The organism is Microbacterium sp. GW821-FHT01D02, assembly GCF_059422585.1.
The window spans coordinates 705,281-730,016 of record NZ_JBWKXB010000001.1; the positions used below are offsets into that span (position 1 = coordinate 705,281).

General features: G+C 70.3%; 25 protein-coding genes. 12 read left to right on the top strand and 13 right to left on the bottom strand.

From position 1 onward, the window contains the following. Positions 1–12 precede the first annotated feature (12 nt). Positions 13–1,224 (bottom strand): sugar ABC transporter substrate-binding protein, encoded by a 1,212-nt coding sequence (locus tag AC07VM_RS03470; protein ID WP_494909982.1) that lies wholly within the window; start codon positions 1,222–1,224, stop codon positions 13–15. A 188-nt stretch (positions 1,225–1,412) separates the two neighbouring features. On the opposite strand from AC07VM_RS03470, the gene AC07VM_RS03475 reads away from it, so the two are divergent. Next, positions 1,413–1,901 carry a YajQ family cyclic di-GMP-binding protein gene (locus tag AC07VM_RS03475; protein WP_267415704.1) on the top strand — a complete coding sequence of 163 codons (489 nt, stop codon included), beginning with the start codon at positions 1,413–1,415 and terminating at the stop codon, positions 1,899–1,901. Positions 1,902–2,139: 238 nt separating this feature from the next. Next, positions 2,140–2,772: a GntR family transcriptional regulator gene (locus AC07VM_RS03480; protein ID WP_267415705.1), complete on the top strand. Its 633-nt coding sequence runs from the start codon at positions 2,140–2,142 to the stop codon at positions 2,770–2,772. Positions 2,773–2,778: 6 nt separating this feature from the next. Here the strand turns inward: AC07VM_RS03480 and AC07VM_RS03485 are convergent, their stop codons facing one another. The 5 genes from AC07VM_RS03485 to AC07VM_RS03505 are packed head-to-tail and all read right to left on the bottom strand — an operon-like array spanning position 2,779 to position 7,668. Beyond that, on the bottom strand, positions 2,779–3,786 hold the full coding sequence (locus AC07VM_RS03485; RefSeq protein ID WP_494909983.1) for an alpha/beta hydrolase: 1,008 nt from the start codon (positions 3,784–3,786) through the stop codon (positions 2,779–2,781). Between the two features lie 60 nt (positions 3,787–3,846). Continuing rightward, positions 3,847–5,220 (bottom strand): FAD-dependent oxidoreductase, encoded by a 1,374-nt coding sequence (locus tag AC07VM_RS03490; protein WP_267415707.1) that lies wholly within the window; start codon positions 5,218–5,220, stop codon positions 3,847–3,849. A gap of 60 nt (positions 5,221–5,280) precedes the next feature. Continuing rightward, positions 5,281–6,342, bottom strand: coding sequence for a polyprenyl synthetase family protein (locus AC07VM_RS03495; RefSeq protein WP_494909984.1), 1,062 nt, complete (start codon positions 6,340–6,342; stop codon positions 5,281–5,283). A 46-nt stretch (positions 6,343–6,388) separates the two neighbouring features. Further along, entirely contained in the window at positions 6,389–7,108 is a 720-nt protein-coding gene (locus AC07VM_RS03500) for a class I SAM-dependent methyltransferase (protein ID WP_494909985.1), read from the bottom strand. Further along, positions 7,105–7,668: a DUF402 domain-containing protein gene (locus tag AC07VM_RS03505; protein ID WP_267415710.1), complete on the bottom strand. Its 564-nt coding sequence runs from the start codon at positions 7,666–7,668 to the stop codon at positions 7,105–7,107. Before AC07VM_RS03505 ends, AC07VM_RS03500 begins: the two co-directional genes overlap by 4 nt. A 56-nt stretch (positions 7,669–7,724) precedes the next feature. On the opposite strand from AC07VM_RS03505, the gene AC07VM_RS03510 reads away from it, so the two are divergent. After that, positions 7,725–8,966 (top strand): isochorismate synthase, encoded by a 1,242-nt coding sequence (locus AC07VM_RS03510; RefSeq protein WP_494909986.1) that lies wholly within the window; start codon positions 7,725–7,727, stop codon positions 8,964–8,966. A gap of 113 nt (positions 8,967–9,079) precedes the next feature. Here AC07VM_RS03510 and AC07VM_RS03515 read toward each other — a convergent pair whose 3' ends face one another. The 3 genes from AC07VM_RS03515 to AC07VM_RS03525 are packed head-to-tail and all read right to left on the bottom strand — an operon-like array spanning position 9,080 to position 11,953. Beyond that, positions 9,080–9,922 (bottom strand): PPK2 family polyphosphate kinase, encoded by an 843-nt coding sequence (locus tag AC07VM_RS03515; protein WP_267415712.1) that lies wholly within the window; start codon positions 9,920–9,922, stop codon positions 9,080–9,082. Positions 9,923–9,938: 16 nt separating this feature from the next. Beyond that, positions 9,939–11,588 (bottom strand): 2-succinyl-5-enolpyruvyl-6-hydroxy-3-cyclohexene-1-carboxylic-acid synthase, encoded by a 1,650-nt coding sequence (gene menD / locus AC07VM_RS03520; protein ID WP_494910745.1) that lies wholly within the window; start codon positions 11,586–11,588, stop codon positions 9,939–9,941. A 14-nt stretch (positions 11,589–11,602) separates the two neighbouring features. Continuing rightward, positions 11,603–11,953, bottom strand: coding sequence for a PLD nuclease N-terminal domain-containing protein (locus AC07VM_RS03525; protein WP_267415713.1), 351 nt, complete (start codon positions 11,951–11,953; stop codon positions 11,603–11,605). Positions 11,954–12,027: 74 nt separating this feature from the next. On the opposite strand from AC07VM_RS03525, the gene AC07VM_RS03530 reads away from it, so the two are divergent. Both AC07VM_RS03530 and AC07VM_RS03535 read left to right on the top strand, forming a co-directional pair. After that, positions 12,028–12,456 (top strand): hypothetical protein, encoded by a 429-nt coding sequence (locus tag AC07VM_RS03530; RefSeq protein ID WP_494909987.1) that lies wholly within the window; start codon positions 12,028–12,030, stop codon positions 12,454–12,456. A gap of 72 nt (positions 12,457–12,528) precedes the next feature. Further along, positions 12,529–13,182 (top strand): DsbA family protein, encoded by a 654-nt coding sequence (locus AC07VM_RS03535; RefSeq protein ID WP_494909988.1) that lies wholly within the window; start codon positions 12,529–12,531, stop codon positions 13,180–13,182. A gap of 140 nt (positions 13,183–13,322) precedes the next feature. Here AC07VM_RS03535 and AC07VM_RS03540 read toward each other — a convergent pair whose 3' ends face one another. After that, positions 13,323–15,125 carry a glycerophosphodiester phosphodiesterase family protein gene (locus AC07VM_RS03540; protein ID WP_494909989.1) on the bottom strand — a complete coding sequence of 601 codons (1,803 nt, stop codon included), beginning with the start codon at positions 15,123–15,125 and terminating at the stop codon, positions 13,323–13,325. An 83-nt stretch (positions 15,126–15,208) separates the two neighbouring features. Between AC07VM_RS03540 and AC07VM_RS03545 the strand changes: the two genes are divergently transcribed. From AC07VM_RS03545 to AC07VM_RS03560, 4 genes are all read left to right on the top strand, one after another. After that, positions 15,209–16,015: a tyrosine-protein phosphatase gene (locus tag AC07VM_RS03545; RefSeq protein ID WP_494909990.1), complete on the top strand. Its 807-nt coding sequence runs from the start codon at positions 15,209–15,211 to the stop codon at positions 16,013–16,015. A 56-nt stretch (positions 16,016–16,071) separates the two neighbouring features. Continuing rightward, entirely contained in the window at positions 16,072–17,769 is a 1,698-nt protein-coding gene (locus AC07VM_RS03550; RefSeq protein WP_494909991.1) for a phosphatidylglycerol lysyltransferase domain-containing protein, read from the top strand. Further along, entirely contained in the window at positions 17,724–18,152 is a 429-nt protein-coding gene (locus AC07VM_RS03555; RefSeq protein ID WP_494909992.1) for a phosphatidylglycerol lysyltransferase domain-containing protein, read from the top strand. Before AC07VM_RS03550 ends, AC07VM_RS03555 begins: the two co-directional genes overlap by 46 nt. Positions 18,153–18,224: 72 nt before the next feature. After that, complete coding sequence (locus tag AC07VM_RS03560; RefSeq protein WP_494909993.1) at positions 18,225–19,040, top strand: nucleotidyltransferase family protein; 816 nt, start codon at positions 18,225–18,227, stop codon at positions 19,038–19,040. A gap of 3 nt (positions 19,041–19,043) precedes the next feature. Here the strand turns inward: AC07VM_RS03560 and tet(42) are convergent, their stop codons facing one another. Continuing rightward, on the bottom strand, positions 19,044–20,330 hold the full coding sequence (gene tet(42) / locus AC07VM_RS03565) for a tetracycline efflux MFS transporter Tet(42) (protein WP_494909994.1): 1,287 nt from the start codon (positions 20,328–20,330) through the stop codon (positions 19,044–19,046). A gap of 71 nt (positions 20,331–20,401) precedes the next feature. Between tet(42) and AC07VM_RS03570 the strand changes: the two genes are divergently transcribed. Beyond that, positions 20,402–21,016 (top strand): TetR/AcrR family transcriptional regulator, encoded by a 615-nt coding sequence (locus AC07VM_RS03570; protein ID WP_267415721.1) that lies wholly within the window; start codon positions 20,402–20,404, stop codon positions 21,014–21,016. A gap of 13 nt (positions 21,017–21,029) precedes the next feature. On the opposite strand, the gene AC07VM_RS03575 is transcribed toward AC07VM_RS03570, so the two are convergent. Beyond that, on the bottom strand, positions 21,030–22,241 hold the full coding sequence (locus AC07VM_RS03575) for an FAD-dependent monooxygenase (RefSeq protein WP_494909995.1): 1,212 nt from the start codon (positions 22,239–22,241) through the stop codon (positions 21,030–21,032). A 69-nt stretch (positions 22,242–22,310) separates the two neighbouring features. Here AC07VM_RS03575 and AC07VM_RS03580 point away from each other — a divergent pair, with 69 nt between their 5' ends. Further along, complete coding sequence (locus tag AC07VM_RS03580) at positions 22,311–23,189, top strand: TetR/AcrR family transcriptional regulator C-terminal domain-containing protein (RefSeq protein ID WP_267415723.1); 879 nt, start codon at positions 22,311–22,313, stop codon at positions 23,187–23,189. A gap of 1 nt (position 23,190) precedes the next feature. Here AC07VM_RS03580 and arfB read toward each other — a convergent pair whose 3' ends face one another. Next, a complete protein-coding gene (gene arfB / locus AC07VM_RS03585; protein ID WP_494909996.1) occupies positions 23,191–23,631 on the bottom strand; it encodes an alternative ribosome rescue aminoacyl-tRNA hydrolase ArfB in 441 nt (146 codons plus the stop codon). A gap of 116 nt (positions 23,632–23,747) precedes the next feature. Between arfB and AC07VM_RS03590 the strand changes: the two genes are divergently transcribed. Then, positions 23,748–24,590, top strand: coding sequence for a helix-turn-helix transcriptional regulator (locus AC07VM_RS03590; RefSeq protein ID WP_494909997.1), 843 nt, complete (start codon positions 23,748–23,750; stop codon positions 24,588–24,590). Positions 24,591–24,736: the final 146 nt, after the last annotated feature.

A 24,736-nucleotide genomic window follows, 5' to 3' on the forward strand; every position in this document is an offset into this window, starting at 1 on the left:
TGCGCTGTGTCGTTACTTGATCGCGGCGGTCACGTCGTCGACGAGCTTCTGCCACGTCGCCTTCGGGTCCGCGCCGTTGATGATCGCGGCCTCGGCGACGCCCCAGTACTGCCACACCGAGCCCATGGCCGGGATGGCGGGCATCGGGACGGCGTCGGCGCCCACGGCCTGGAAGCCGGCGATGATCGGGTCGGAGGCGGCGGTGTCGGCCGCGGCCGTCAGCGCGGGCAGGACGTTGCCGGCCTTGAACAGCTCGAGCTGCACGTCCTCCGTGCCGATGTAGTTGACGAGGAAGTCGTTCGCGGCGACCTTGTTCTTCGACTCCGAGCTCACGAAGAAGCCCTTGACGCCGGCGAACGGCGACGCGGTCTCCCCGGTCGGGCTCGGGATCGGGTCGATCGCGACGTTGATGCCGGCATCCGTGGCCGCGCCGACGTTCCACGGACCGGTCAGCCAGAAGGCGGCGGTGCCGTCGAGGAACTGCTGCTTGGCGATCTCGCCGTCGACGTCGGTGTTCAGCACGCCCGCGGCACCCTGCGCGCCGAGCCAGTCGGCGAAGGCGAAGCCGCCCGCGCTGCCGAGCTGGAGGTCGGTGGGGTCGTAGCTGCCGCTGTCATCCGTGCCGAAGACCGGAGCACCGAAAGCCGTCTGGAACGGGTACAGGTGGTACGGGTTGCCCTCGGCGCCCTGCTCCACGACGAACGTGCCCTTGGAGACCATGTCGTCGAAGCTCGTGGGGGCGGTCGGGACCAGGTCGGCGTTGCGCAGCACCGCGATGTTCTCGACGGCATACGGAAGCATGTAGACCGTGCCCTCGTAGGTGGCCGCCTGCAGCGCGACGGGGAGGTAGTCCTCAGAGCTGTCGCCCAGCTCGATCGGCGCGACGACGCCGTTCGTGGAGAGCTCGCCCAGCCAGTCGTGGGCGCCCATGACGACATCGGGGCCCTTGCCGGTCGGGACCTGCTGGATGAAGTCGTCCTTCATGTCGTCGACCGACTTGCCGACCAGCTCGACCTTGACGCCGGTCTTGTCCTGGTACGAGTCGGCAGCGCTCTGGAGTGCGTCGACGCGCTCGGCGTCGACCCAGACGACCAGCTTCCCGCTGCTGTCCTTCGAGCCGGAGGTGTCGTCGCCGCTGGTCCCTGCGGCGCAGCCGGCGAGCGTCAGAGTCGAAACGATGGCGATGGCGCCTGCGGCGACGATGCCCCTCTTGTTCACCTTCATTGGTGTGTGCCTCTCTCAGTGCTGTGGGCCTGCATGGACTGCAAGCGCTTACAGTATGCATCGAACTCGACGGCATTTGCAACGGACGAGGGCGTCGATATCAACCCGTGACCGAGCTGATTCGCCGAGAACGGTGTGAAAACGCTTCCACGCCATCGGGAAATCGGCAGGCTCGATACACTTCCTGTATGGCTGACAGCTCATTTGACATCGTCTCCAAGGTGGATCACCAGGAGGCCGAGAACGCCCTGAACCAGGCCCGCAAGGAGATCGAGCAGCGCTACGACTTCAAGGGCACCGGTGCGTCGATCGCCTGGAGCGGCGAGAGCATCCTCATCATCGCGAACACCGAGGAGCGGGCGAAGGCCGTCCTCGACGTGTTCCAGTCCAAGCTCATCAAGCGCGGCATCTCCCTGAAGAGCCTGGACTCCGGCGACCCGTTCGCCAGCGGCAAGGAGTTCCGCATCGTCTCGACGCTCAAGGACGGCATCTCCTCGGAGAACGCGAAGAAGATCAACAAGATCATCCGCGACGAGGGCCCCAAGGGCGTCAAGAGCCAGATTCAGGGCGACGAACTGCGCGTCCAGTCCAAGAGCCGCGACGACCTCCAGTCGGTCATCGCCCTGCTGAAGGGGTCGGACCTCGACCTCGACCTGCAGTTCATCAACTACCGCTGAGCGCAGAGCTCCGGCACGGAGGGCCCCCGAGGATCATCGATCCGCGGGGGCCCTCTCTCGTGCCGTCGACCGATCGCATTCTGATATACCGCTCTGGGGTGAACCGAGTAAAGTGCGGCATGTGAAATGTTGGAAGCAGAACCGGAGCCGTGCTGTCGCTCCCGCGATCGCTCATGGGGACGGTCGCAGGGGCGCGCGATCGAGCACACTCCGACGAGGGACGACTGGGGGCGGATCCATGGGAACCACGGGATCGACGAGCGTCGGCGAGAGCAAGCAGCTCCTGGCCGAAGAGGTCTTCGACTACGTCGGCAGACAGATCATCGACGGCACGCTGGCCGCGGGTGAACGCATCCGCGACGTCGACGTCGCCGAGGAGCTGCACGTCTCACGCACGCCGGTGCGCGAGGCGCTGCAACGGCTGGAGCGGCTCGGCATGGTGACGATGTATCCGAGCCGGTACACCGAGGTCACGGAGGTCACCGCGGAGACGATCGCGCAGTCCCTCGAGTTCGCGGGCTACCAGGCCGGCGTCGCCGCGCGCCTCGCGATCCCGCGGCTCACGGCGGCGGAGCGCGAGCACGTCGTACGGCTCGCCGTCGGGATGCACGCCTCGCTCGACGACGCCGCACGGACCTCGGACGCGCGCTGGGCGGTGTTCGCGTACCTCGGTGAGCACAGCGGCAACGCGCAGCACCGCACGCTGATGGAGGATGCGAGCACGGTGCTGTTCCGGAACCTGCGCGACTGGGCTGTGCCCACGGCCGACCGCGGCAGGATGCGTCAGGTGTACATCGACTTCAGCGACGCCGTCCGCAAGGGCGACGGTGCGGGTGCGGAGCACCTGGTCCGGGCGATGTACTACCTGTGACCCGGATCAGCCGGCGGCGCACCAGCCCGTGACCCAGCGCTCCAGACGGCGATAGGCGTCTTCCCGCGCCTCGTGGCGGGACAGGAAGACGTCGTGCAGGGCACCGTCGATGCGCTCCACCGTGACGGTGGACCCGAGACGGAGAGCGGCGCGGGCGATGTCGTCGACGACCAGCACCGAGTCGGCGGACGTGAGATCCTCCGACCACCGGGTCGGGGGCACGAAGCGCGCCGAGAGCAGAACGCACACCGGAGCCGTGATCGACAGGCCGGCCGCCACCGCCTTGTGTCCGGAGAGGATCGCGTGCAGCCAGCCCGCATACACGGCCATGGTCTGGGTCGGGCGCCACTCGAGGTTCACGTCCATCGGATCGTCGGGATCCGCGACCTCCTGCTGCGCGCGCGTGTAGAACCCCAGGTCGACCTGCGGAGCGGCCTCCAGCGGACGGAGCCGCGCCTGCAGCTCGACCATCGGCGCGATCGCCGCCCTGGCGGGTGCGAACTGGAACTCGAGCCACGGACTGTTCAGGATCACCGCGTCCGCCGCATCCGGATGCCGGGACGCCCACAGACTCAGCGTGAGTCCGCCCGTGGAGTGCCCGAGCAGCACGAGGCGTCGCCCGGTATCGGTTCCCCCCTCGCCCCGACCCATCGCGTCGAGGGCCGCCGCGATGTCCTCGTCGTAGGTCGCGAGGTCGGCGATATACCCGGGGGTCTGGCCGTCACGGAGGCTGCGGCCGTACTTGCGCAGGTCGAGAGCGAAGAAACGGGCTCCCCGCGAGGTCCAGAACCGCGCCAGCCGCTTCTGGAAGAAGTAGTCCGACCAGCCGTGCACGTACAGCACATCGACGCCGTCGAGGAGGGGACGCTCCCCACGCACGCGGTCCCACCACCGCGGCTCGGTCGGGAGGGCACGGACCAGGGTCGCCACCACCGGTCCCTGATCGTCCGAGCCGAGGTCGAGCGTCAGCTGCTCGAACTCGTCGCCGAGCACATCGGGCATCCAGTCGGCCATGCGGTCCTCCCCCGTCGTCGCCAGGCTAGCCGAGGCGACCGAGGAGGGCGAACGGACGGACTACTCGCCGCGCGAGACGCGGACCATCTCGTCGCGCGGGACGACCTTGACGCGAGCGCGCTCCGCCGGCGCACCGAGGGCGATCTCGTGCTCGTCGAGGCGGTGCCATCCGTCCAGGTCGGTCCACTGCACGCCGCGCTCCTCCAGGAGTGCCGGGATGGCCTCCTCCGAGGGGTCCTCCGCGTGCCACCAGGAACCCTGGTCGTTGATGATGTGCCGCACGGTCTCCATGGCGTCGGACTTGGTGTGACCGATCAGGCCGACCGGTCCGCGCTTGATCCATCCGGTCGCGTAGATGCCGGGGACGCGCTCGTTCGAGTCCTTCGCGAGCACCTGGCCCTCGCGGTTCGGGATCACGCCGTGCTTCTTGTCGAAGGGCACGCCGGGCAGCGGCGAGCCGAAGTAGCCGATCGCACGGTAGAGCGCCTGGAGCGGCACCTCGCGCAGCTCGCCGGTGCCCACCGCGCCGCCCTGCCCGTCGGGCTGGGTGCGCTCGTACACGAGGGCAGCGACGCGACCGTTCTCGTCCTTGCGGACCTCGACCGGCTTGGCCCAGAAGTGCAGGTGCAGACGACGCGACGCCGTGCCTCCGGCGTTGTTGACCGAGTCGCGCTTGCGCCAGGACTGCAGGATGCGGTCGATGACCATGACCTGCTTGTTGCTGGCGACGGCATCCTTCGCGGCGTCGTCGTAGTCGAAGTCCTCGTCGTAGACGACCATGTCGACGTCGCGCAGCTCCCCGAGCTCGCGGAGCTCGAGGGGCGTGAACTTCACCTGCGCGGGGCCACGACGGCCGAAGACGTGGACGTCGGTGACCTCGCTGGCCTGGAGGCCCTCGTAGACGTTCGCGGGAACCTCGGTGACGAGCAGATCCTCGGCATGCTTGGCGAGCATGCGCGCGACATCGAGCGCGACGTTGCCGTTGCCGAGCACACCCACCGAGGCGGCGTCCAGCGGCCACTCACGCGGCACGTCGGGGTGCCCGTCGAACCAGCTGACGTAGTCGGCCGCGCCGTAGGAGCCGACCGCGTCGATCCCCGGGATCTCGAGCGAGGTGTCGCGGATCGCACCGGTCGCGAAGATCACCGCGTTGTAGTGCTTCTTGAGGTCTTCGAGGGTGATGTCCTCACCGAAGCGCACGTTGCCGAACAGGCGGATGTCACCGCGGTCCAGCACGTCGCGGAGAGCCGTGATGATGCCCTTGATGCGGGGGTGGTCGGGAGCGACCCCGTACCGCACCAGCCCGTACGGAGCGGGGAGCTGCTCGAAGAGGTCGATCGAGACGTCGAACTTGCGCTCGGCCTTCAGGAGGATGTCCGCGGCGTAGATGCCGGCGGGGCCCGCACCGACGATGGCCAGTCGGAGCTTGGTCATGGGAGGTCCTTTCGTGTGCCGTCGCAGCCGGCGCGCGACCCGACGGGCCGCCGCGCGAGATCAGCTGGAGCGTTCGGCGAGGGTCTCAGCGAATCGGGTCAGCGCCTCGCGCACCGTGCCGCGCGGCAGCGGTCCGAGTGCATCGATCGCATCCTGGGTCCAGGTATGGGCGAGTTCCAGGGTCTTCTGCGTCATGGCGTGGTCGCGCAGCTCGTCCAGCGGTCCGTCGAGGATCGCGGGATCGGCGCCGTCGGCGATGAGGGCGACCCCGTCGTCGATCCGCGCCGCGAGGTCGACGGATGCCGCATCGCCCTCGGCCTTGAGCAGCAGGTAGGGCATGGTCGGGACGCCGGCGCGCAGGTCGGTGCCGGGGACCTTCCCGGTCTCCTCCGGCTTCGCCGACAGGTCGATCACGTCGTCGAGCAGCTGGAACGCGACGCCGATCTTCTCGCCGTAGACGCGCAGGGGCTCCTCGTACTCCGAGGGAGCGTTGGAGAAGATCACCCCGCCCTGCGTGGCGGCGGCGATCAGCGAGCCGGTCTTGTCGGCGAGCACCTGGATGTAGAACGCGATCGGGTCGTCGCCCTCCTGCGGGCCGAGCGTCTCGTGCATCTGTCCGAGGACGAGACGCTCGAACGTGTCGGCCTGCAGCCGGATCGCACGCTCGCCGAGACGCGACATCAGCTGGCTGGCACGGGAGAACAGGATGTCGCCGGTGAGGATCGCGATGTTGTTGCCCCACACCGCGTGCGCGGCCGGCACTCCGCGGCGGCGATCGGCGCCGTCCATGACGTCGTCGTGGTACAGGGATCCGAGATGCGTGATCTCGAGCGCCTTGGCGACGTCGATCACCTCGGTCCGGTTGCCGTCTCCCAGTTGAGCGGCCAGGAGCGTGAGCACGGGACGGATGCGCTTGCCACCGGCCTCGTACAGGTAGCGGCTGGCGGCATCGGCCAGAGGGTCGGCGACGCGCACGTCTTCCGCGAGTCCGGTCTCGACGAGCTCGAGGCCGTCTTCGATCGCGTGGGCGACACGACGCGCGGCGGGGCCGATGAAGACGCGATCGCTGAAGCCGAGACGGCTCGCCAGTCGCGAACCCGGGGCGATGGGGCTCGAAGTCACGTCCCCAGCCTACCTGCGTCGCGGTGCCGCGGTTCGCCCGGGAGGATCACTCGGGCTTGCGCGCTCTGTGCAGGGCGACGATGCCGAACGAGAGGTTGCGGTACGCGACGTCGCCCCAGCCCGCTTCCCGGATCCAGGCGGAGAGCCGCTTCTGGTCGGGCCACTCGCGGATCGACTCGTTGAGGTAGTCGTAGGCGTCGCCGTTGGTGCCGGCGACGCGGGCGACCCGGGGCAGCACCTGGGCGTTGTAGAAGCGGTACGCACCGCGGAACAGCTTGGCCGGCGGGGTCGAGAACTCGTTGATCACGAGCCGACCGCCCGGCTTCGTCACGCGGAACAGCTCCCGCAGCGCCTTCTTCGGGTCGTTGACGTTGCGCAGCGCGTATGACATGGTGACCGCGTCGAACGTCTCATCCGGGAACGGGAGATCGGTCGCATCGGCCTGGACGAACGACAGGTTGCGCATCGTGCCGTGGCGGCGCTCGCCCTCGGCGAGCATCCCCGGCGAGAAGTCGGCGGCGACCACCTCGGCGCCGCTGCGTGCGAGCGAGGCGGAGGACGAGGCGGTTCCCGCTCCGAGGTCGAGGATCCGCTCCCCCGGCTTCGGCGCGACCGCACGGGTCGTGGCCGCACGCCACAGGACGTCGTTGCCGAAGGTCATCGCCGTGTTCGTGCGGTCGTACCCTGCGGCGACCTGGTCGAACATGCCGCTCACGCGGGCGGGGTCCTTGCCGAGATCGGCGCGGTTCTTCTCGTTCGGGGTCACGGGTTCAGTCTAGGCGCGAGGCCCAGCGCTTCGAGGCGGTCGAGCCAGGGATCGGCGGTGGCGTCGTCGAACGGCGCGACCCGTGCGCGCACCCGATCCTCGAGGTCGAGCGCGAGAGCCTCGAGGTGTGTCATGACATCGGCCGGATAGCCGTAGCGGGCGCTGTGGTCGGCCCACTCGTCGCGGTCGTCGACCCAGGTGCCGCGCGCGCCCTCGACGCGCACCACGTCGAGGTCCATGTCGATGCCGGTCGCGAGCAGCGGGTCATCGGACCAGCGGATGTCCCACCCCAGGTCGATGTAGATCCGCATGCCCTTGCGGTGGCGGCGGTTCACCGTCAGCGCGTGGTCGCCGCTCGCCGGGACGAGGGTGACGTTCGGTCCGCCCGCGTGGAACTCGGCGCCCGGTCGCACGCTGTGCCAGCCGACGGGCTGCCCGATCCAGTCGCCCCACTCGTCGGCGCCGAGGTACACGCACTCGTGCCGCCAGTGCGGCGACCCGTCCCACTTGCGCCATTGGAAGACCATCTCGGTGCCGGGTGCGGGGCGTGCGTCGCTCATCCGCTCACCCTACGACCACGCGGATCCATGCCCCCTGAGCGGAATAGGCTGGGTTCGTGCACACCACCCACCTGGTCGTGGAGACCCGAGAGATCGACCCGGTCGAAGACCTCCTGGCCTACGCGGACCCCGCCCGTCCTCTCGCGTGGCTGCGCCGCGGAGACGGGATCGTGGCGGTCGGCGCACCGCTCGCCCAGCTGCGCACGCGCCCGGGCTCCCGGGTGCCCATCGCGACGACCTGGCGCGGCATGGCGGCCGAGGCGGAGATCAGCGACCCGCTCGGGCTTCCCGGGACCGGACTGGTCGCGTTCGGCGCGTTCACCTTCGACGAGGAGTCGACCGCCGACAGCGTGCTCGTCGTGCCCACGAAGGTGCTCGGCCGGCACGGGGACCGATTCTGGGAGACCCGCATCCGCCTCGCCGGATCATCGGACCCCGACGAGGAGTTCGCCACCCAGCCGTACGGACCGCACTGGGCCGGCACCGTCGGCCCCGGCGCCCAGAGCCCGCAGGGATACCAGGACTCGGTACGCCACGCCCTCGCCCGCATCGCCGACGGCGAGCTGAGCAAGGTCGTGCTCGCGCGGGACCTGACCGGCAGCATCCCCGCCGGGTCGGACCTGCGCCGTCTCGTGCGCGCCCTGTCGACCGGCTACCCCGACACGTGGGCCTTCGCCGTGGACGGACTGATCGGCGCGAGCCCGGAGACCCTGGTGACGGTGCACGGCGGGACCGTCACCGCGCGCGTCCTCGCCGGCACGATCGGCCGCGGAGCCGATGCGGACGCCGACACCGCGGCATCCGCCCACCTCGCCTCCAGCACCAAGGACCTCGACGAGCACGAGTACGCCGTCCAGAGCGTGCTCGCCTCCCTGCGCTCGCACACCAGGGCGCTGGCCGCGAGCGAGCAGCCCTTCCTGCTGAAGCTGCCGAACCTCTTCCACCTCGCGACCGACGTGGAGGGCGAGCTGGCCGACGGCGAGTCGGCGCTCGACCTGGTGCGGGCGCTGCATCCGACCGCCGCGGTCGCCGGAACCCCGACCCCCGCGGCCATCGCCGCGATCCGCGAGCTGGAGCCCTTCGATCGCGGGCGCTACGCCGGTCCGGTCGGCTGGGTGGATGCCGCGGGCAACGGCGAATGGGCCATCGCGCTGCGCTGCGCTCAGTTCACCGTGCGCCAGGGCGACATCGGCGTGACCGCCTACGCGGGCGCCGGGATCGTCGCCGGCTCCGACCCGGAGAGCGAGCTGCTCGAGACGCGCGTGAAGTTCCGACCACTGGTCGACGCGCTGGCCTGAGAGCGACGGCGCGGACGTTTCGTCTCGTCGCTGCGCTCCTCGCTCAACGACCGGGGGCTCCTCGCTGGGAGGAAAACCGGTCGTCGAGCGAGCGAAGCGAGAGGAGACGACGCTCAGCTGGCGGAGAGGCGCTTCTTCTCGGCCTCGATGTCGAAGTCGGCGACCGGCCACTGCGGATCGATGTCCTCCAGGGCCGCGAGCAGCAGCTCCTGCACGGCGAGGCGCGCGTACCACTTGGCGTTCGCCGGGATCACGTGCCACGGCGCGGCCTCGGTCGAGGTGCGGTCGAACACCGTCTGGTAGGCCTCCATGTACTGCGGCCACAGCAGCCGCTCGTCCACGTCGCCGGGGTTGTACTTCCAGTGCTTGTCCGGGCGGTCGAGGCGCTCCATCAGGCGGGACTTCTGCTCCTCGGGCGAGATGTGCAGCATGACCTTGACGATGCGGGTGCCGGATGCCGCGACACGGGCCTCGAACTCGTTGATCGCGTCGTAACGGCGCTCGATCTCCTCGGGCGCGGCGAGCTCGCGGACGCGCCCGATCAGCACGTCCTCGTAGTGGGACCGGTCGAAGACGCCGATGAACCCCGGCTCGGGCAGCCGCTTCTCCACGCGCCAGAGGAAGTCGTGCTCGCGCTCCTCCGCGGTCGGCGCCTTGAACGCGGCGAGCGCGACGCCCTGCGGGTCGACACCGCCGACCACGTGCCGCACGATCCCGCCCTTGCCCGCGGAATCCATGGCCTGCAGCACCAGCAGCACCGCATCCTTCGCCACGCCGACCCGGCTCTCGGCGAACAGGCGCTCCTGAAGGTCGTTGAGGGTCTCGAGCCCGGCGGCGAGATCGCGGGCGCCGTGCGACTTCCCGCCGACGTAGCCGGGCTTGGTGTCGGGGTCGACGTCGGCGAGACGGAACCCCTCGTCGACACGGAGCTTCTGCGTCCAGGTGTGCGCGTTCATACGCACATCCTGCCAGTCAACGGGCCAGGGGGACCTCGATGATCTGACGCCCGCCGCGTGGCGAGGTCAGCGCCTGGTCGAGCGCCGTGCGGGTGGTGACCCGCTGGTACTCCCAGCCGTAGGCGAGCGCGAGGTGCTCCAGGCGCACGGTGTGGGGCGTGTAGAAGGCGCGGTCGAGATCGCCGGGACGCGCGGACGCCGCGACCTCCAGCGAGTCGAAGATGGTGCCGCCGCCGTCGTTGCCGACGATGACCTGCAGCCGCGGCTCGGTCTCGTCCGGGGGCAGCAGCAGGGCGCCGACGTCGTGCAGGAACGCGAGGTCTCCGAGCAGCACGCGGGTCACGCCCGGCGCGCCCGCGGCCTGGCTGGCGAGCGCGATCCCGGTCGCCGTGGCGATCGTGCCGTCGATGCCGGCGAGACCCCGGTTGGCGTGCACGGGGACCTTCTTGCCGCCGAGCACCTGGTCGGCGACCCGCACGAGCCGCGACGAGCCGAACACCAGGCGGTCGTGCGGCCAGGTGGCGCGCCACACGGCGTCGGCCAGCAGTGCGCGATCGAGCGGACGGCGGACCGCGTCGAGCTCGGCCTTCACGGCCTCCCTGCGCGCGGCGAAGTCGGTGGATGCGAGGCCCTCCGGGTCCGGGGCGCTCTCGCTCAGGTCGACGGCTTCGGCGGCCGACGCCTGCAGCCACTCGCCGAGCCAGACGCGGTCGGCGGCACCCGGGGCGACGACGACCGCGCCGACGCCGCGCGAGCGGTGGTTGAGGTTCAGTTCCTCGCCGCCGCGGCGCACCGCGATGACGTCGACATCGGTGCGGGCGAGGAGGGCGGCGACCTCGCGGCTGAGCGTCGGATGCCCGAGCACGACGGCCCGCTCGACGCGTCCGCCGAGGTCGTCGCGTGCCAGCAGGCGACGGTAGCCGTGCACCACCTGGCGTCCGAACCGCGCCCCGCTCACGATCTCGGCGATCAGCGGCCAGCCGCCGGCGTGCGCGATCTCCTCGGCATCGGCACCGGCATCGGCACCCGCGATGACGACCGTGCGGGGACCGCGATCGAGCTCGAACGGCTCACCCCCGAGCGGGGCGGGCGCCTCCCCCGGGGTGACGACGATCGGTGGCAGCCCGCCCGAGAGCGGCTCACGGGAGGGCAGGTTCAGGTGCACCGGGCCCGCGACACCGGGGACGCCGCCCTCGACCTCACGGGCGCCGGTCGCGGCGGACACGGCTCGCTCGGCGAGGCCCGCCCATCCTCCGTCGCCCGGCACGGGAGCATCGACCTGGTCGCGCACCCACGGGTGGAACAGGCCGTCCTGCAGCGTCGCCTGGTTCGCGCCGACGCCGCGCAGCTCGGGCGGGCGGTCGGCCGTGAGCAGGAGCAGCGGCACCCCCGCGTGGAACGCCTCCATGACCGCGGGCAGCAGGTTGGCGACGGCCGTCCCCGAGGTGCAGACGACCGCGGCGGGCACGCCCGTCTCCCGCGCGATACCGAGCGCCGTGAACCCGGCCACCCGCTCATCGATGCGCACGTGGAGCCGCAGGTGCCCGTCATCCGCGAGACGGACCGCGGCGAGCGCGAGGGCCTGCGAGCGCGAGCCGGGAGACAGCACGATGTCGCGCACGCCGTGGGCGACGAGGTCGGCGAGCAGGGACGCCGCAGCATCCATGGCCGGCGACGAGGTCACGGGCGCTGATCCGTGGCGGGAGGCTCGTCGGTCTCCTCATCCAGCCGGGCGAGCTCTTCCTCGAGACGACGGATGCGGGCATCCTGCTCGGTCTTGCTGATGCTGCGGAGGAAAGCGGGGTCGTCGTCGGGAGCGATCACGGGGCGGACGCCGGGATCGTTCGCGCGGCGTCGGCCGATCACGAACCAGAGGATGCCGCCGATGACGGGGAGCAGGACGACGATGAAGATCCAGGCGGTCTTGGACACACCCCGGTGCCGCGTCGCCGGCTGCACTGCGCAGTCGACGATGCTGAACACCCAGAACACGGCGGCGAGGAAGCCGCCGATGATCAGTAGTCTCGCCACCCCTCCAGTGTAGGCGTGTCCGCGGCACCCCGGCCCCGGCGGGACCAAGGCGCGGTTGCTAGACTTCGCGGCAAATGCTGCCCTCATCGCCGGATCGGATACCGCGAGCGCGGGCCGAGCGGATGCTGATCGCCCGGGTGATCACGGCGGTCGGCCTCGCGCTCCTGCTCGTGATCGGCGCGTGGTCCACCTCCGGCGGATCCGCCGATGGGCACGCCTCGCTGTGCCTCGCCTCCGGTGTCTCGGCCCCGGCCGGCGCCGCCCCCACCGCGTCCGTCACCGACGGCGCGACGGCGGTCGACGTGCTCGGCTCCGACCTGGGGGTCTGCCTCCTCGCGGTGCTCTGCGGCGTCGCTCTGGTCCTGCTCTTCCGTCGACTCGTCGGTCATGGCACCCGTCCGCTCGGAGCCCGCGCCCCGCGCGCCGTGGCACCGAGCCGCGCCGGTCCCCTCCCCCTCGTCCACGCCCTCTCCCTGACACAGCTCTCGATCTCCCGCACCTGACCCGCGACGTGCGCATCGAGCCGCCCCGCGCGGCATCCCTCCCCTGTCGTACCCGTGTGTCTGGAGACCCCTGTGAAGAACTCTGTCAAAGCGACCCTGATCGCCATCGCCGTCGCCATCGTCCTGCTGATCGTCGGCATCGTGTTCGCCATCACCCAGCAGCAGCAGCCTGCCGCCTCGCCCGAGGGCGGCTCGCAGCCCACCGTCCGCACCGACTCCCACGTCCTCGACGACGGAGGCGAGGGTGCCGTGACCGTCGTCGAGTTCCTCGACTTCGAGTGCGAGGCGTGCGGGGCGTTCTACCCCATCGTGGAAGAGCTCCGCGAGAAGTTCGACGGGGAGATCACCTACGTCGTCCGGTACTTCCCGCTGCCGGGGCACATCAACTCGACCCAGGCCGCCCTCGCCGCCGAGGCCGCGGCGCAGCAGGACCGCTTCGAGGACATGTACCACCGGCTGTTCGAGACCCAGGCGCAGTGGGGCGAGCAGTCCGAGGAGACCCCCGAGGTGTTCCGGGCCTTCGCCGAGGAGCTCGGGCTCGACATGGCCGCCTATGACGCCGCCGTCGCCGATCCCGCGACCGCCGCGCGCGTGCAGACCGACAAGAGCGACGGCGAGAAGCTGCAGGTGAACAGCACCCCGACGTTCTTCGTCGACGGCGAGAAGGTCGAGCTGCAGGAGTGGGACGACCTCGAGCAGGCCATCGAGAAGGCCCTCGAGGGCTGAGGCCGCGCGACTCCGACTCAGGCGTCCTCGCCGCCGTGGGCGCCTGAGTCGGAGAGGGCGGGTGCCAGCATGTCGGCGAGGCGGCGCCGCGCAGCCTGATAGCGCCCCCGGCCTTCGGACTCGTCGGAGATCCGTCGCGGTCAGAACACCGCGATCCTCCGCGACGCGGCGGACAGATACCGCGTGACCGGATTGGTGATCGTCTGCCGGAGCTCCCGGATCGCCACCGCCTCGTCGACGCTGTCGGTGATGACGCCGTCGACGCCCCGGTCGATGTACTCGGCGAGCAGCCCGGGGTCGTCCACGGTCCACACGAAGAGCTGCTTCCCCTCGCCGTGGAGGCCGACCAGCATCTCGTCCGAGTACGACCAGTCCTCGACGGCCACACCCTGCGCCGGGGTGCGCGGAGCATCGCCGATCTGGAACCCGGTGACCAGCACCACGGGGCGCTCCGGATCGGCGGCGGTGATCCGCGCGACGATGTCCACGTCGAGCGACTGGATCAGATGATGCCGCGCGGGGTCCAGCCGATCCAGTTCCCGCACCACGCGATCCGCGAGGCCCGGCTCCTCGTGTCCGTGCGGCTTGACCTCGACCAGGACGCGGATGCCGAGCTCGTCGGCGGTGCGCAGATACTCCTCCAGCGTCGGGATGCGATCGCTGAACGCCCCCTGCCGCACCACGAGCCGCGTGACCTCCTCGGTGTCGAGGTCGTACACGTTCCGCGGGTCGCCGGTCAGCCGCCCGAGGTTCACGTCGTGGATGACGACGAATCCGCCGTCCGCCGTCTCCTGGATGTCCATCTCCACGACATCGGCTCCGGCCTCCGCCGCGGCGCGCAGGGAGCCGAGCGTGTTCTCCGCTCCCCCGGCGACGTACCCGCGATGGGCGATCACCAGGGGCGGGGCCGACGGTGCCGTCGCCAGCGTCGCGAACACCGTGGGCGGAACGGCGAGGACCCCGAACAGCACGAGCGTGACGGTCGCGAGCACCCGCGACGGTCGGTCCCGCACCGGGGCCGGGGCGGGGAGGGAGACGGCGCCGCGGTTCAGGGCCACGAAGAAGAACGACAGGAACGCCGCGACGACACCGGTCACGACGAAGCGCACGAGATCGAGGATCGCGAGCATGGTCCCCGCCACGGCCGCCCCGCCGTCTCCGGCGAACGCGACGGGCACCGCACCGAGCAGCCCCGTCAGCGTGAAGACCGCCGCTGCCGCGGCTCCCGTCAGGAGGAACAGCACCGCCACGAGCACCTGTGTCCGCCGGGTGAGCGCGATGCTCCGACGCATCGCCGCCCACACGGTCTCCTGCTCCCCGGCGAGCGCGGCCGCGGTTCCGGCGAGACGCAGCCCCAGATAGACCAGTCCGATGACCACCACCGTGTAGGCGACGGTGCCGGGGACGGTCTTCGTGAGCTCTCCGCTGATGAACTTCGGGATGGCGATGTGCGAGGTGACGGTCGTGCCGACGCCGATGTGCGACAGCGGGACGAGGAGCAGTGCGTACCCCGCGAACAGGACGATCTGCCAGCTCAGCGCCCGACGACCGATGCGCGCGAGGCCACGGAGCAGCGCCCGCGCGGACGGAGCCTCGCCGCGCAGACAGAGCTCGGCGACGACGGTGAAGACGCTGACGGCGACGAGGGCGAACAGCGTCGCGACGAGAGCGATCAGGACGAGGGCGAGGATCGCGACCGGACTGCTCGACAATCCGGGGAGGCCAGCCGTGCTGATCCCGTCGACACCGGCCGCGCGCAGGGCTGCCTGGAACAGGGTCAGCAGGAGCGGGAGCACGCCCCAGACGTAGAGACCCTCGACGAGGATCGTGAAGACGACCACGAGGAGGAGCCGTCGACGCAGGATGCTCCCCGCCATCACGACGGCGGAACGGACGAGTGACCAGGCGGAGGGCGGACGAGAGCCCGCGACGTCGGTCTGCATGGTCAGAGAGTAGCGTCCGGCGCCGAACCGCTCCGCCATCCCGATACGCTGAGACCAGAATCAGGGAGAGGGCCCGGACGACGATGGAATTGACTTCGGTTCTGCAGGGAACGCACAACGCTCGCGAGCTCGCCGGGTTGCCCACTTCCGGAGGCGGAACGCTCGCCTCCGGTCTCCTCTTCCGATCCGATGCCCTCGCCACCCTCACGGATGAGGGACTGCAGGCACTCGTCGATCTCCGCATCGGAACGGTGATCGACCTGCGCACCGACGGCGAGCGCTCGCGCGCGGCCGATCGTCTTCCGGCGGACGGCAGCGTGACCCTGCTGCCGCTGCCCATGCAGGGCGGCGCCATGGACGAGATGGTGAAGCACCTGCTGCCCGCCGCCGGCGGAGCGAGCCTGTCGGTGACCCAGGTCGCCACCATCCTGCAGCAGGTGCCGACGCTGGAGGATCTGTACGTCTCGATCCTGGAGGCCAGCGCCGTGCCGTTCGCGACGGTGGCGCAGACCGTGCTCCAGGCTTCGCGCACGGAGCGACCCGGCGTGCTGTTCCACTGCACCGCCGGCAAGGACCGCACCGGTCTCGCCGCCGCGATCCTCCTGCTCGTCGCCGAGGTGCCGCGCGAGGAGATCGTGGCCGACTACACCGAGACCGGGGAGAACCTCGCGCACGGATTCGCCGAGGCGCTGACCGCGCTCATCACCTCGCTGGGTGTGCCCCTCACCCCGGCACTGAAGACCCTGGCGACCGAGTCTCCCGCATCCGCGATCGAGGCCGCGATGGACTGGATCGCGGCGAACCACGGCGACGTGGCCGGCTACCTGCGCAGCGGCGGCATGACCGCGGCGGAGATCGTCGACCTGCGTCGCGTGCTGCGCGGGGAATAGCGACTCGGCACGACCACTCCCCGTCGGAGGAGGCACCCGCTCGCTACGCTGAGCGCATGACTGAGGAGCGCTCCCCCTCGCCCCACCCGGCCATCGCCGTCGCCCGCCGCATCCCGGCGACGCTGACCATGGTGCTGATGATCCTCGTGGTGGGGGTCGTCTGGAACGGCCTGTGGGCGCCGTTCGAGGACACGACGCTCTTCCAGACCGTCGCCTACGGTCTGCCGAATCTCACCGACGGCAAGTGGTGGACGCCCCTCACCGGCACGTTCTTCGTGAACCAGCCGTGGGTCTACGCGTTCACGATCGCCGGATTCTGGGGCATGGCGTTCCTGGAGTTCCGTCGCGGGACGCGCGTCGCGCTGGCGTACTACTGGGTCGGTCAGCTGTTCGCGATCTTCGCCACCGCGCTGCTCCTGCTGGTGCTCTCCCAGTTCCCGTGGGAGTGGGCGGCCGACCAGGCGCAGGCGCTCGACGTCGGAGCCTCCGGCGGGACCATGGCCTGCATCGCCGCGGCCGTGGGGCTGTTCCGTCCACCGTGGCGCGTGCGCGGCTGGCTCATCCTGCTGGGGTTCGTGTTCATCGCGATGCTGTTCTGGGGCAAGGTCGCCGACCTCGAGCATCTGCTCGCCGTACTGCTGATCCTCGCGGTCGACAGGTCGCTGCGGGTGCGGCACACCACCGTCCGCGAGCAGCGCCTGATCGCGGTGATCGCGGTCCTCGTGCTCGGCGCGGTCGAGATCATCACGACCCTCGTGCCCACCGACGGCCCGTTCGGACCGACCGACCCGGCCTCCGGAGGGTTCATCGACCTGGCGATCGACCTCGTGGTGATCCTGGTGCTCGTGAACGGTCTGCGTCGCGGCCGGCGCTGGACCTGGGTGCTCGCTCTCCTGCTCGGCATCTTCAACGTGCTGGTCGCTGCGCTCGTGCTGACCCTGATCACGGTCTTCAGCCAGGCTCAGGTGGACTTCCGCTGGGACGGCGAGACCGAGCTCGCGCTGGCGAACGGCTTCCTGTGGCTGATCGTGCTCGTGTACCTGATCTGGGTGCGCCGGGCCTTCCGCGCCAAGCGTCGGGCGAGGCTCGGCGCGCAGCCCGCCCCCACGGCGGAGGACATGAAGCGCGAGCTGCGCGCCCACGGCGGCGGGACGCTGTCCTGGATGACGACCTGGGACGGCAACAGCTACGCCCGCGTGACCGGTGGCATCGTGGCGTACCAGCGGCGGAACGGCGTCGCGCTGGCATTGGCCGATCCGATCGGCCCGGTGGAGAGGCGCGCCGAGGCGGTGACCGACTTCATCCACGCCGCGGAGCTGGCCGGTCTCGTGCCCTGCTTCTTCAGTGCGGACGAGGCCACGCGCGCGGCCGTCCCCTCGACGTGGCGGAGCATCGTCGTGGCGGACGACACGATCGTCGACCTGCCGGGCCTGGAATTCACGGGCAAACGCTGGAACTCGGTGCGCACCTCCCTCAACAAGGCCGGCCGGGAGGACATGACGTTCCGCCTGACGCACCTCAAGGCGGAGTCGTGGGGCGTGCAGCAGCAGCTGCGGGCGATCTCCGAGGCCTGGGTGGGCGACAAGGATCTGCCCGAGATGCGCTTCACGCTCGGGACTCTCGACGAGGCCGAGGATCCGGAGGTGCGCCTCGCCCTGGCGCTCGCCCCCAACGGCGACGTCGACGGCTTCCTGTCCTGGGGCTCCCCGTGTACGGCGGCGACGGCGCGGTGCGCGGCTGGACGCTCGACCTGATGCGCCGCCGCGAGGGCGGGTTCGGGCCGGTGATGGAGTACCTGATCGGATCGTCCGCGAAGCAGTTCTCCGAGGAGGGCGCCGAGATCATGTCGCTCTCCGGGGCACCGCTCGCCCATGACTATCCGCCGGATGCGGGCGTGATCGCCGCGCTCAGCGATCGACTGGCCGAGGCCCTGGAGCCGGTCTACGGCTTCGGGTCGCTGCACCGTTTCAAGCAGAAGTTCCATCCGCGATACGAGACCATGTACCTCCTGTTCCGCGACGAGAGCGACCTCACCCGCATCGGCGGCGCGCTCACCCGGGCGTTCCTGCCGGATGCGACGCTGCGGCAGTTCGCCGGCGCCGGGCTCGAGCTCGTGCGCGGCGGCGGGAAGGACTGAGGGCGCGCCGTCACGATCTCCGGATGGCGCGCGCCGCGGCCGTGCGGGGACCACGTGAGTACGATCGGTCTCGTGCTCGATGAAGACCGCCTCCGCTCGATGGCCGCCGACCTGTGCGCCGTGCACGGAGTGCGCGCCGTCGCTCTCGGCGGCAGCCGCGCCCGAGGCACGCATCGACCCGATTCCGACATCGACCTGGGGCTGTACGTGGATGCCGACGTCGACCGCGCGGGTCTCGGACGAGTGGCGAGCGCCTGGACGAGCGAGCCCGTGCAGATCGCCGAGCACGGCGGATGGGGTCCGTGGGTCGACAGCGGCGCCTGGCTGATCGTGGACGGCGTCCCCGTCGACCTGATCCTGCGCGACGTGGCTCGGGTGGCCGAGCAGTGCGCTCGTGCCGCGCGGGGCGAGTTCGCCTTCCATCCGCAGCCGGGGCATCCGCTCGGCTTCCTCGATGTGGCGTACGCGGGTGAGGTCGCGACCAGTGTGCCGCTGCACGACCCGGAGGGGCTGCTGACCGGACTCGCGCGCACCGTCTCCCCCTATCCGGTGCCGCTTCGCGAGGCGTTCCTCGCGAACCTGTGGCAGGTGGACTTCCTGTTGAACGCCGCCGCGAAGGGGGCGAAGGCGGGCGATGTCGCGTATGTCTCGCTGTGCGGCACCACGACGACGATGCTCACCGCCCACGCGTGGCATGCCGCTGCGGGCCGGTGGGTCACGAACGAGAAGGGTCTCGTGACGAACGTCGCTCGGTTGGAGATCGATACCGACGGTTTCAGCGGAGCCGCCGCCGCGGCCCTCGGGAACCTCGGGACGACGCCGGCCGAGCTGCTCGCGACGATCGTGCGCCTGCGGGAGCTGCCGCGCCCGGCAGCTCCCGCAGACTGACGCTCAGCCGACCGTCTCGGCGAGGGCGACCGGAGCACCGTCCGGGGCCTCGTCGGCCGGGCGCTTCGCGGTGTTCGCGATGTGCGCACGACTGACCACGATCACGGCCACGATCATGAGTGCGACGCCGAGCCAGTACGGGGCGGCGTGGCTGACCAGTGCGTAGAGCGCACCCGCGATGAGCGGAGCGGCCGTGCCCATCGCCGCGTTCAGCGACTGGGTCGCACCGCCGAGCCAGCCCTGCTCGTCGTCGCCGACGGCGTTGGACATCGCGCCGTCCATGGCGGCCTGCGAGGCGCCCTGGCCGGCGGCGAGCATGAGCGCGCCGACGATGAAGACCCACGGCTGGGCGAAGACCGAGGCGACGATGGCGAGGGCGGCGAGCCCGAACATCTGCGCGACGATGCCGCTCACGATCACGCCACGCTCGCCGATCCGCGGGAGCAGGATGCCGAGCAGCACGCCCTGGATGAGGATGTCGATGATGCCGACGGCCGCCGTCAGGAGTCCGATCTGCGTGGGTCCCCACTGGATCGAGTCCAGCGCCAGGACGCTGAAGTTGTTCACGAAGAAGCCGAAGGGCAGTGCGAGCAGACCGAAGCCGATCATGAGTCCGCGCAGCTCCTTGCGGCCGAACGCATCCTTGAAGACGGCGAACGGCTGCACGTCGCGCATCGTGATCGCGGCGATGCGGTTCCCGGGCTTGAGGCTCTCGGGGAGCAGGAAGATGCTGAGGATCGCGATCGTGAGGGCTGTGGCCGCCGTGAGGAACACGGGGAGCTGGATGCTGATGGCGGCGAGGAGGCCGCCGATCGCCGGTCCGATCATGGTGCCGATGCCGGAGAGCGCACCGAGCAGGCCGAAGCGCTTCGCGCGCTGCTCGGGCGGGGTGATGTCGGCGAGGTAGGCGAAGAGGGCGGGGAGGTCTCCGGCGGTCAGCCCCTGGATGACGCGGGCGAGCACGAGCACCCAGATGGCGCCGCCGATGCCGAAGAGCGCCATCGAGAACGCGGCACCGAACGCGGCGGCGATGATGACCGGGCGACGGCCGAAGCGGTCGGAGAGGCGGCCGAGGAAGGGGGCGACCAGGAAGGCGCAGAGCCCGTTGATCGCCTCGAGCACGCCCACCCAGATGGCGAGGTCGCTCTCGTGCGAGACGTACTGCAGCACGACGAAGGGCAGGACGGGGAGGACGACCGTCATGCCGATGACGGTGAGCATCGTGAGGACGATGAGCATGATCCACGCGCGGTTCTGATCCCGTCGCGTGAGGGAGTTGGGTGAAGTCATACCGAAAGTGTATCGGTACCAGTTTTGGTGTCAAGTCAGTTTTGTAGTCGGTTCACGGTAAGCTGTTCTCCATGACGACTTCAGAGCCCCTCGGGCGCCGCGAACGGAAGAAGGCCGCGACCCGAAAGGCGATCTCCGACGTCGCGACGACGATGTTCCTCGAGCGCGGCTTCGACAACGTGAGCATCCGCGAGGTCGCCGATGCCGCGGACGTCTCTCCGACGACCGTGTTCGCGCACTTCCCGCAGAAGGAGGCGCTGGTCTTCGATGAGGACGACGAGCAGCGCGACCGGCTCGTCTCCGCGGTCCGCGATCGGCCCGCGGGAAGCACGATCAACCACGCGATCCACGACTTCTACTCCGCGGAGATCCGGGCCAACGTGGACGAGCACGGCAACGACGTCACCCGCGTCTTCATGCGCTTCCTCAACGAGACGCCGGCCCTGCGGGAGTACGCGGGCAAGATGTGGCTCCGCCACGAAGACGCCCTCGCCGACGCGATCGCCGACGAGCTCGGCCTCGCCGAGCCCACCCCCGAGATCCGGGTGTATGCCCGATTCGTCCTGCAGATGCAGCTGCTCGTGAACGACACCGACGATCAGCTCGCCACCCTGGATGCCGGGTTCCGCATCCTCGAGACCGGCTGGGCGCCGGTCGAGGCCGACCTCGCCGGCTCGTCCGACTGACCTCACGCGCCGATCAGACGGCGGCGAGGGCCCGCCACGGATAGTCCGGCAGCTCGATCGCGTCGGACTTGTCGAGCATCCGGGCGACGACCTGGCGCATCGGCCAGTGATGCATGAGCCGCGCCGACAGGACCCGCATCCGGAGCATGACGCGTCCGCGCGGAAGGAACCCGTCGACGCCGCCGGGCGGAAGCGCGTGCGAGGCCGCGACATACGGACGCATGATCTCCTCGTAGCGCGCGAACGCCGCCGCGTGGTCGCCACGCGCATGCCCGAGTTCGCCGGCCAGCACGTACGCGCCGACCAGGGCGAGACTCGTCCCCATGCCGGTGAGCGGGGAGCCGCAGTAGCCCGCATCACCGAGCAGCGCGACCCGGCCGCGGGTCCATCCGTCCATGTGCACCTGGCTGACGGTGTCGAGGTGGAAGTCGTCGTCCGCGTCGACCGCCGCGAGCAGCTCCTCGGCTCTCCAGCCCATGCCCGCGAAGACCTCGCGCAGCAGGCGCTTCTGGCCGTCGACGTCACGCCGGTCCACGTCGACGCCGGAGTCTGCGAACGCGAGCATCGCCTTCGCGGATCCGCCGCGCTCGGGCCGCAGCGCGAGCATCCTCCCCGGCTCGCTGTACATGTCGAACCAGGAGTCGAGCGGACCCGGATCCGGCACCGTGCAGTAGCCGAGGTAGGCACCGAGGTGCACGACGTGGTCGGATTCGGGACCGAAGACGAGCGCCCGCACACCGGAGTGGATGCCGTCGGCGCCCACGACCACGTCGAAGGTGCGGATGATCCCGCTGCGGAACGAGACCTCGACGCCGTCGGGACCGTCCGCCAACCCGGCGATGCGGTCACCGAAGATGATCTCGGTGTGATCCGCCACGAGGTCGTGGAGGATCTCCGTCAGGTCGCCCTTCATGATCTCGATCTCGGTGACGGGGCTTCCGTCGCCGACGAAGAGGTCGGCCGGCATCGTGGCGAGTTCGCGACCCGCGCTGTCGATGTAGCGCAGTCCTTTCTCATGCACGATGCGCTCGCGCACACGGGGCATGATGCCCATCCGCTGCGCCACCACCTCGCCGAGACCGCGGAGGTCGACGGCCTGGCCGCCGAGGCGGAGATCGGATGCCTGCTCAACGATCGTGGAGCGGATGCCCTGCCGGTGAAGCCAGTGCGCGAGTGCGGGTCCTGCGATGCCTGCGCCGGAGATGAGTACGCTGTATTCGTTCATGCCCTGCAGGTTAATACGCAGATGTACGGCGTACAAGTGTTCTATTTGGAATCGTGGTGTACTAGTACGATGCGCGTCACTTCTCAGACCATCGCGATGGAGATCGCCGAACGGATCACGTCCGGCGATCTGGGTCCGGGCGACCGGGTGCCCTCGGCGCGCGGCATCACCCGCGACTGGGGCGTCGCGATCGCCACCGCGACCAAGGCCCTCGCACTCCTGCAGCAGCAGGGCCTCATCGTCTCCACGCCCGGCATCGGCAGCGTCGTCACTTCCCCCGCCACCGCACCCTCTCCCCGGCTCACGACCGCGAAGGTCGTCGACACCGCCGTCGCGATGGCCGACGCCGAGGGCATCGAGGCGATCTCGATGCGGCGCATCGCCGCCGAGCTCGGCACCCCGACGATGTCCCTCTACCGCCACGTCGACAGCAAAGACGGCCTCGTCCTGCTCATGATCGACACGGTCCTCGGGGAGGAGTCATTCCCCGAGCCGTCGGCGGATTGGCGCGCCGACCTCGAGGTGTCCGCACGGCTGCAGTGGGCGGGGTTCCAGCGGCACCCCTGGCTCGCGGGAGTGATGTCGATCTCCCGGCCGCAACTGGTCCCGAACGGGTTCCGCTACACGGAGTGGTGCCTGCGGGCGCTCGCCCCGCTGAAGCTCAGCATGGAGACGATGATGTACATCAGCGTCATCGTGTTCAGCCACGTCAAGTCGCTGGCGACCGACATCGCCTTCGAGGCGGAGCAGCGGCAGGACACGGGACTCACGGCGGACGAGTACATGACGACGCGATCCACGGACATCGCCGCGATGGTGTCGCCGACGGATCTGCCGCTGCTCGCCTCCCTGGTCCGGTCGGACGACTTCGACCTCGACCTCGACGCCCTGTTCGAGTTCGGGCTGCAGCGACTGCTCGACGGGATCGAGAGCTGGCTGCGGCGCTGACTCACTCGTCGCGAGGACGCCGACGCAGACTCTTGACGTCGGTGCGCCGCTGCTTCTCCTTCAGCCGTCGCTCCTTCGATCCGCGACTCGGCTTGGTCGGGCGGCGCGGCGGTGCCGGCGGGCGCAGCGCCTCGGTCACCAGCGCGACGAGCCGATCCCGCGCCGCATCCCGGTTGCGCAGCTGCGCACGGTGCTCGGACGCCGCGATCGTCAGCACGCCGTCGACCAGACGCCCGCTGAGCCGGTCGAGCAGCCGGTCCCGCTGATGCGGTGACAGCACCGCCGAGTTCGCCGCATCCCACACGAGCTCCACGCGGGAATCGGCGGTGTTGACGCCCTGCCCACCCGGCCCCGACGATCGCGAGAAGCGCCACGACAGCTCGGACTCGGGGATCGTGAGACCCGCCGAGACGCGAAGACCGGGGCGATGGGCGGAAGGCATGCCTCCATCATCACCGATCCGGTCCCGCGCATCACCCCGGATAGCATGGCGGAGTACGGCAGGCTCGGCGGCCCCTCGTCACGACGATGCCGGCAGCCGTCTCACGCGGAGCACGAATGAACTCATACCGGCAGGACGACTGGAACGCGAGTCCGTCGTATCCGTCGACCGTGAACGAGCCGTACCTGATGGGCACCGGCGTCGTCACCGCGGAGGACACCGGCACGCGCCCGCTCTCCCCTCCCCACAGCCACGCCGACCCGATGCTGGCCTGGTGCTACCGCGGCACCGTGTGGGTGCATCTGCAGGACGCCCGGTGGCGCCTCGCCCCCGGGCAGGGCGTGTGGATCCCCGCGCACACGCCGCACACCGCGCACCACGAGCCGGACTCGACGGGCTGCTACACCTACATCCCCGATGCCTCGCTCCTCGCACCGATCGACGGCATCACCCGCGTGCTCGTGCCCCGCGCGGTGCAGGAGATGCTGCTCCATCTCGGTATCAACGACATGCCCACCGACCTGCGCGTGCGCATCCAGTCGGTGCTGATCGAGATGCTGCAGCAGCCGCTGCCGGAGGCCGCGAGCGAGTGGGGCGAGGTGCCGATCCCCTCCGACGAACGTGTCACTCCGCTCGTGCAGACCGTGCTCGCCGACCCGGGCGACCCTCGCAGTGCGACGGAGCTCTTCCTCGCCCACGGTCTCCACGAGCGCACGGTGCTGCGGGTCTTCCAGAACGACGTGGGCATGAGCTTCGGCCGCTGGCGCACGGGGGTGCGGATGACTCTGGGTGCGCGACTGATCGTCGACGGCACCCCCATCGGCGCGGCGGCGCACCGCTGCGGCTACGCCACGACGAGCGCCTTCTCCGCGGCCTTCAAGGAGCGGTTCGGCATGACACCGCGCCAGCACGTGGCTCGCGTGCAGGCCGACGCCGCCCACCAGCTCTACTGGCGCTGACCCTCCGGCGCCGAATCCGCCCGGCGATGTCGGATCAGCGACACAAGTCGTCGCTCCCGCGACACTGACCGCGGCATCCGCGTTCTAGCATCGTTCTGTTAGGGCATGCTTACCTAACTTCCCGCCGCGTGGACGCGGCAACACCC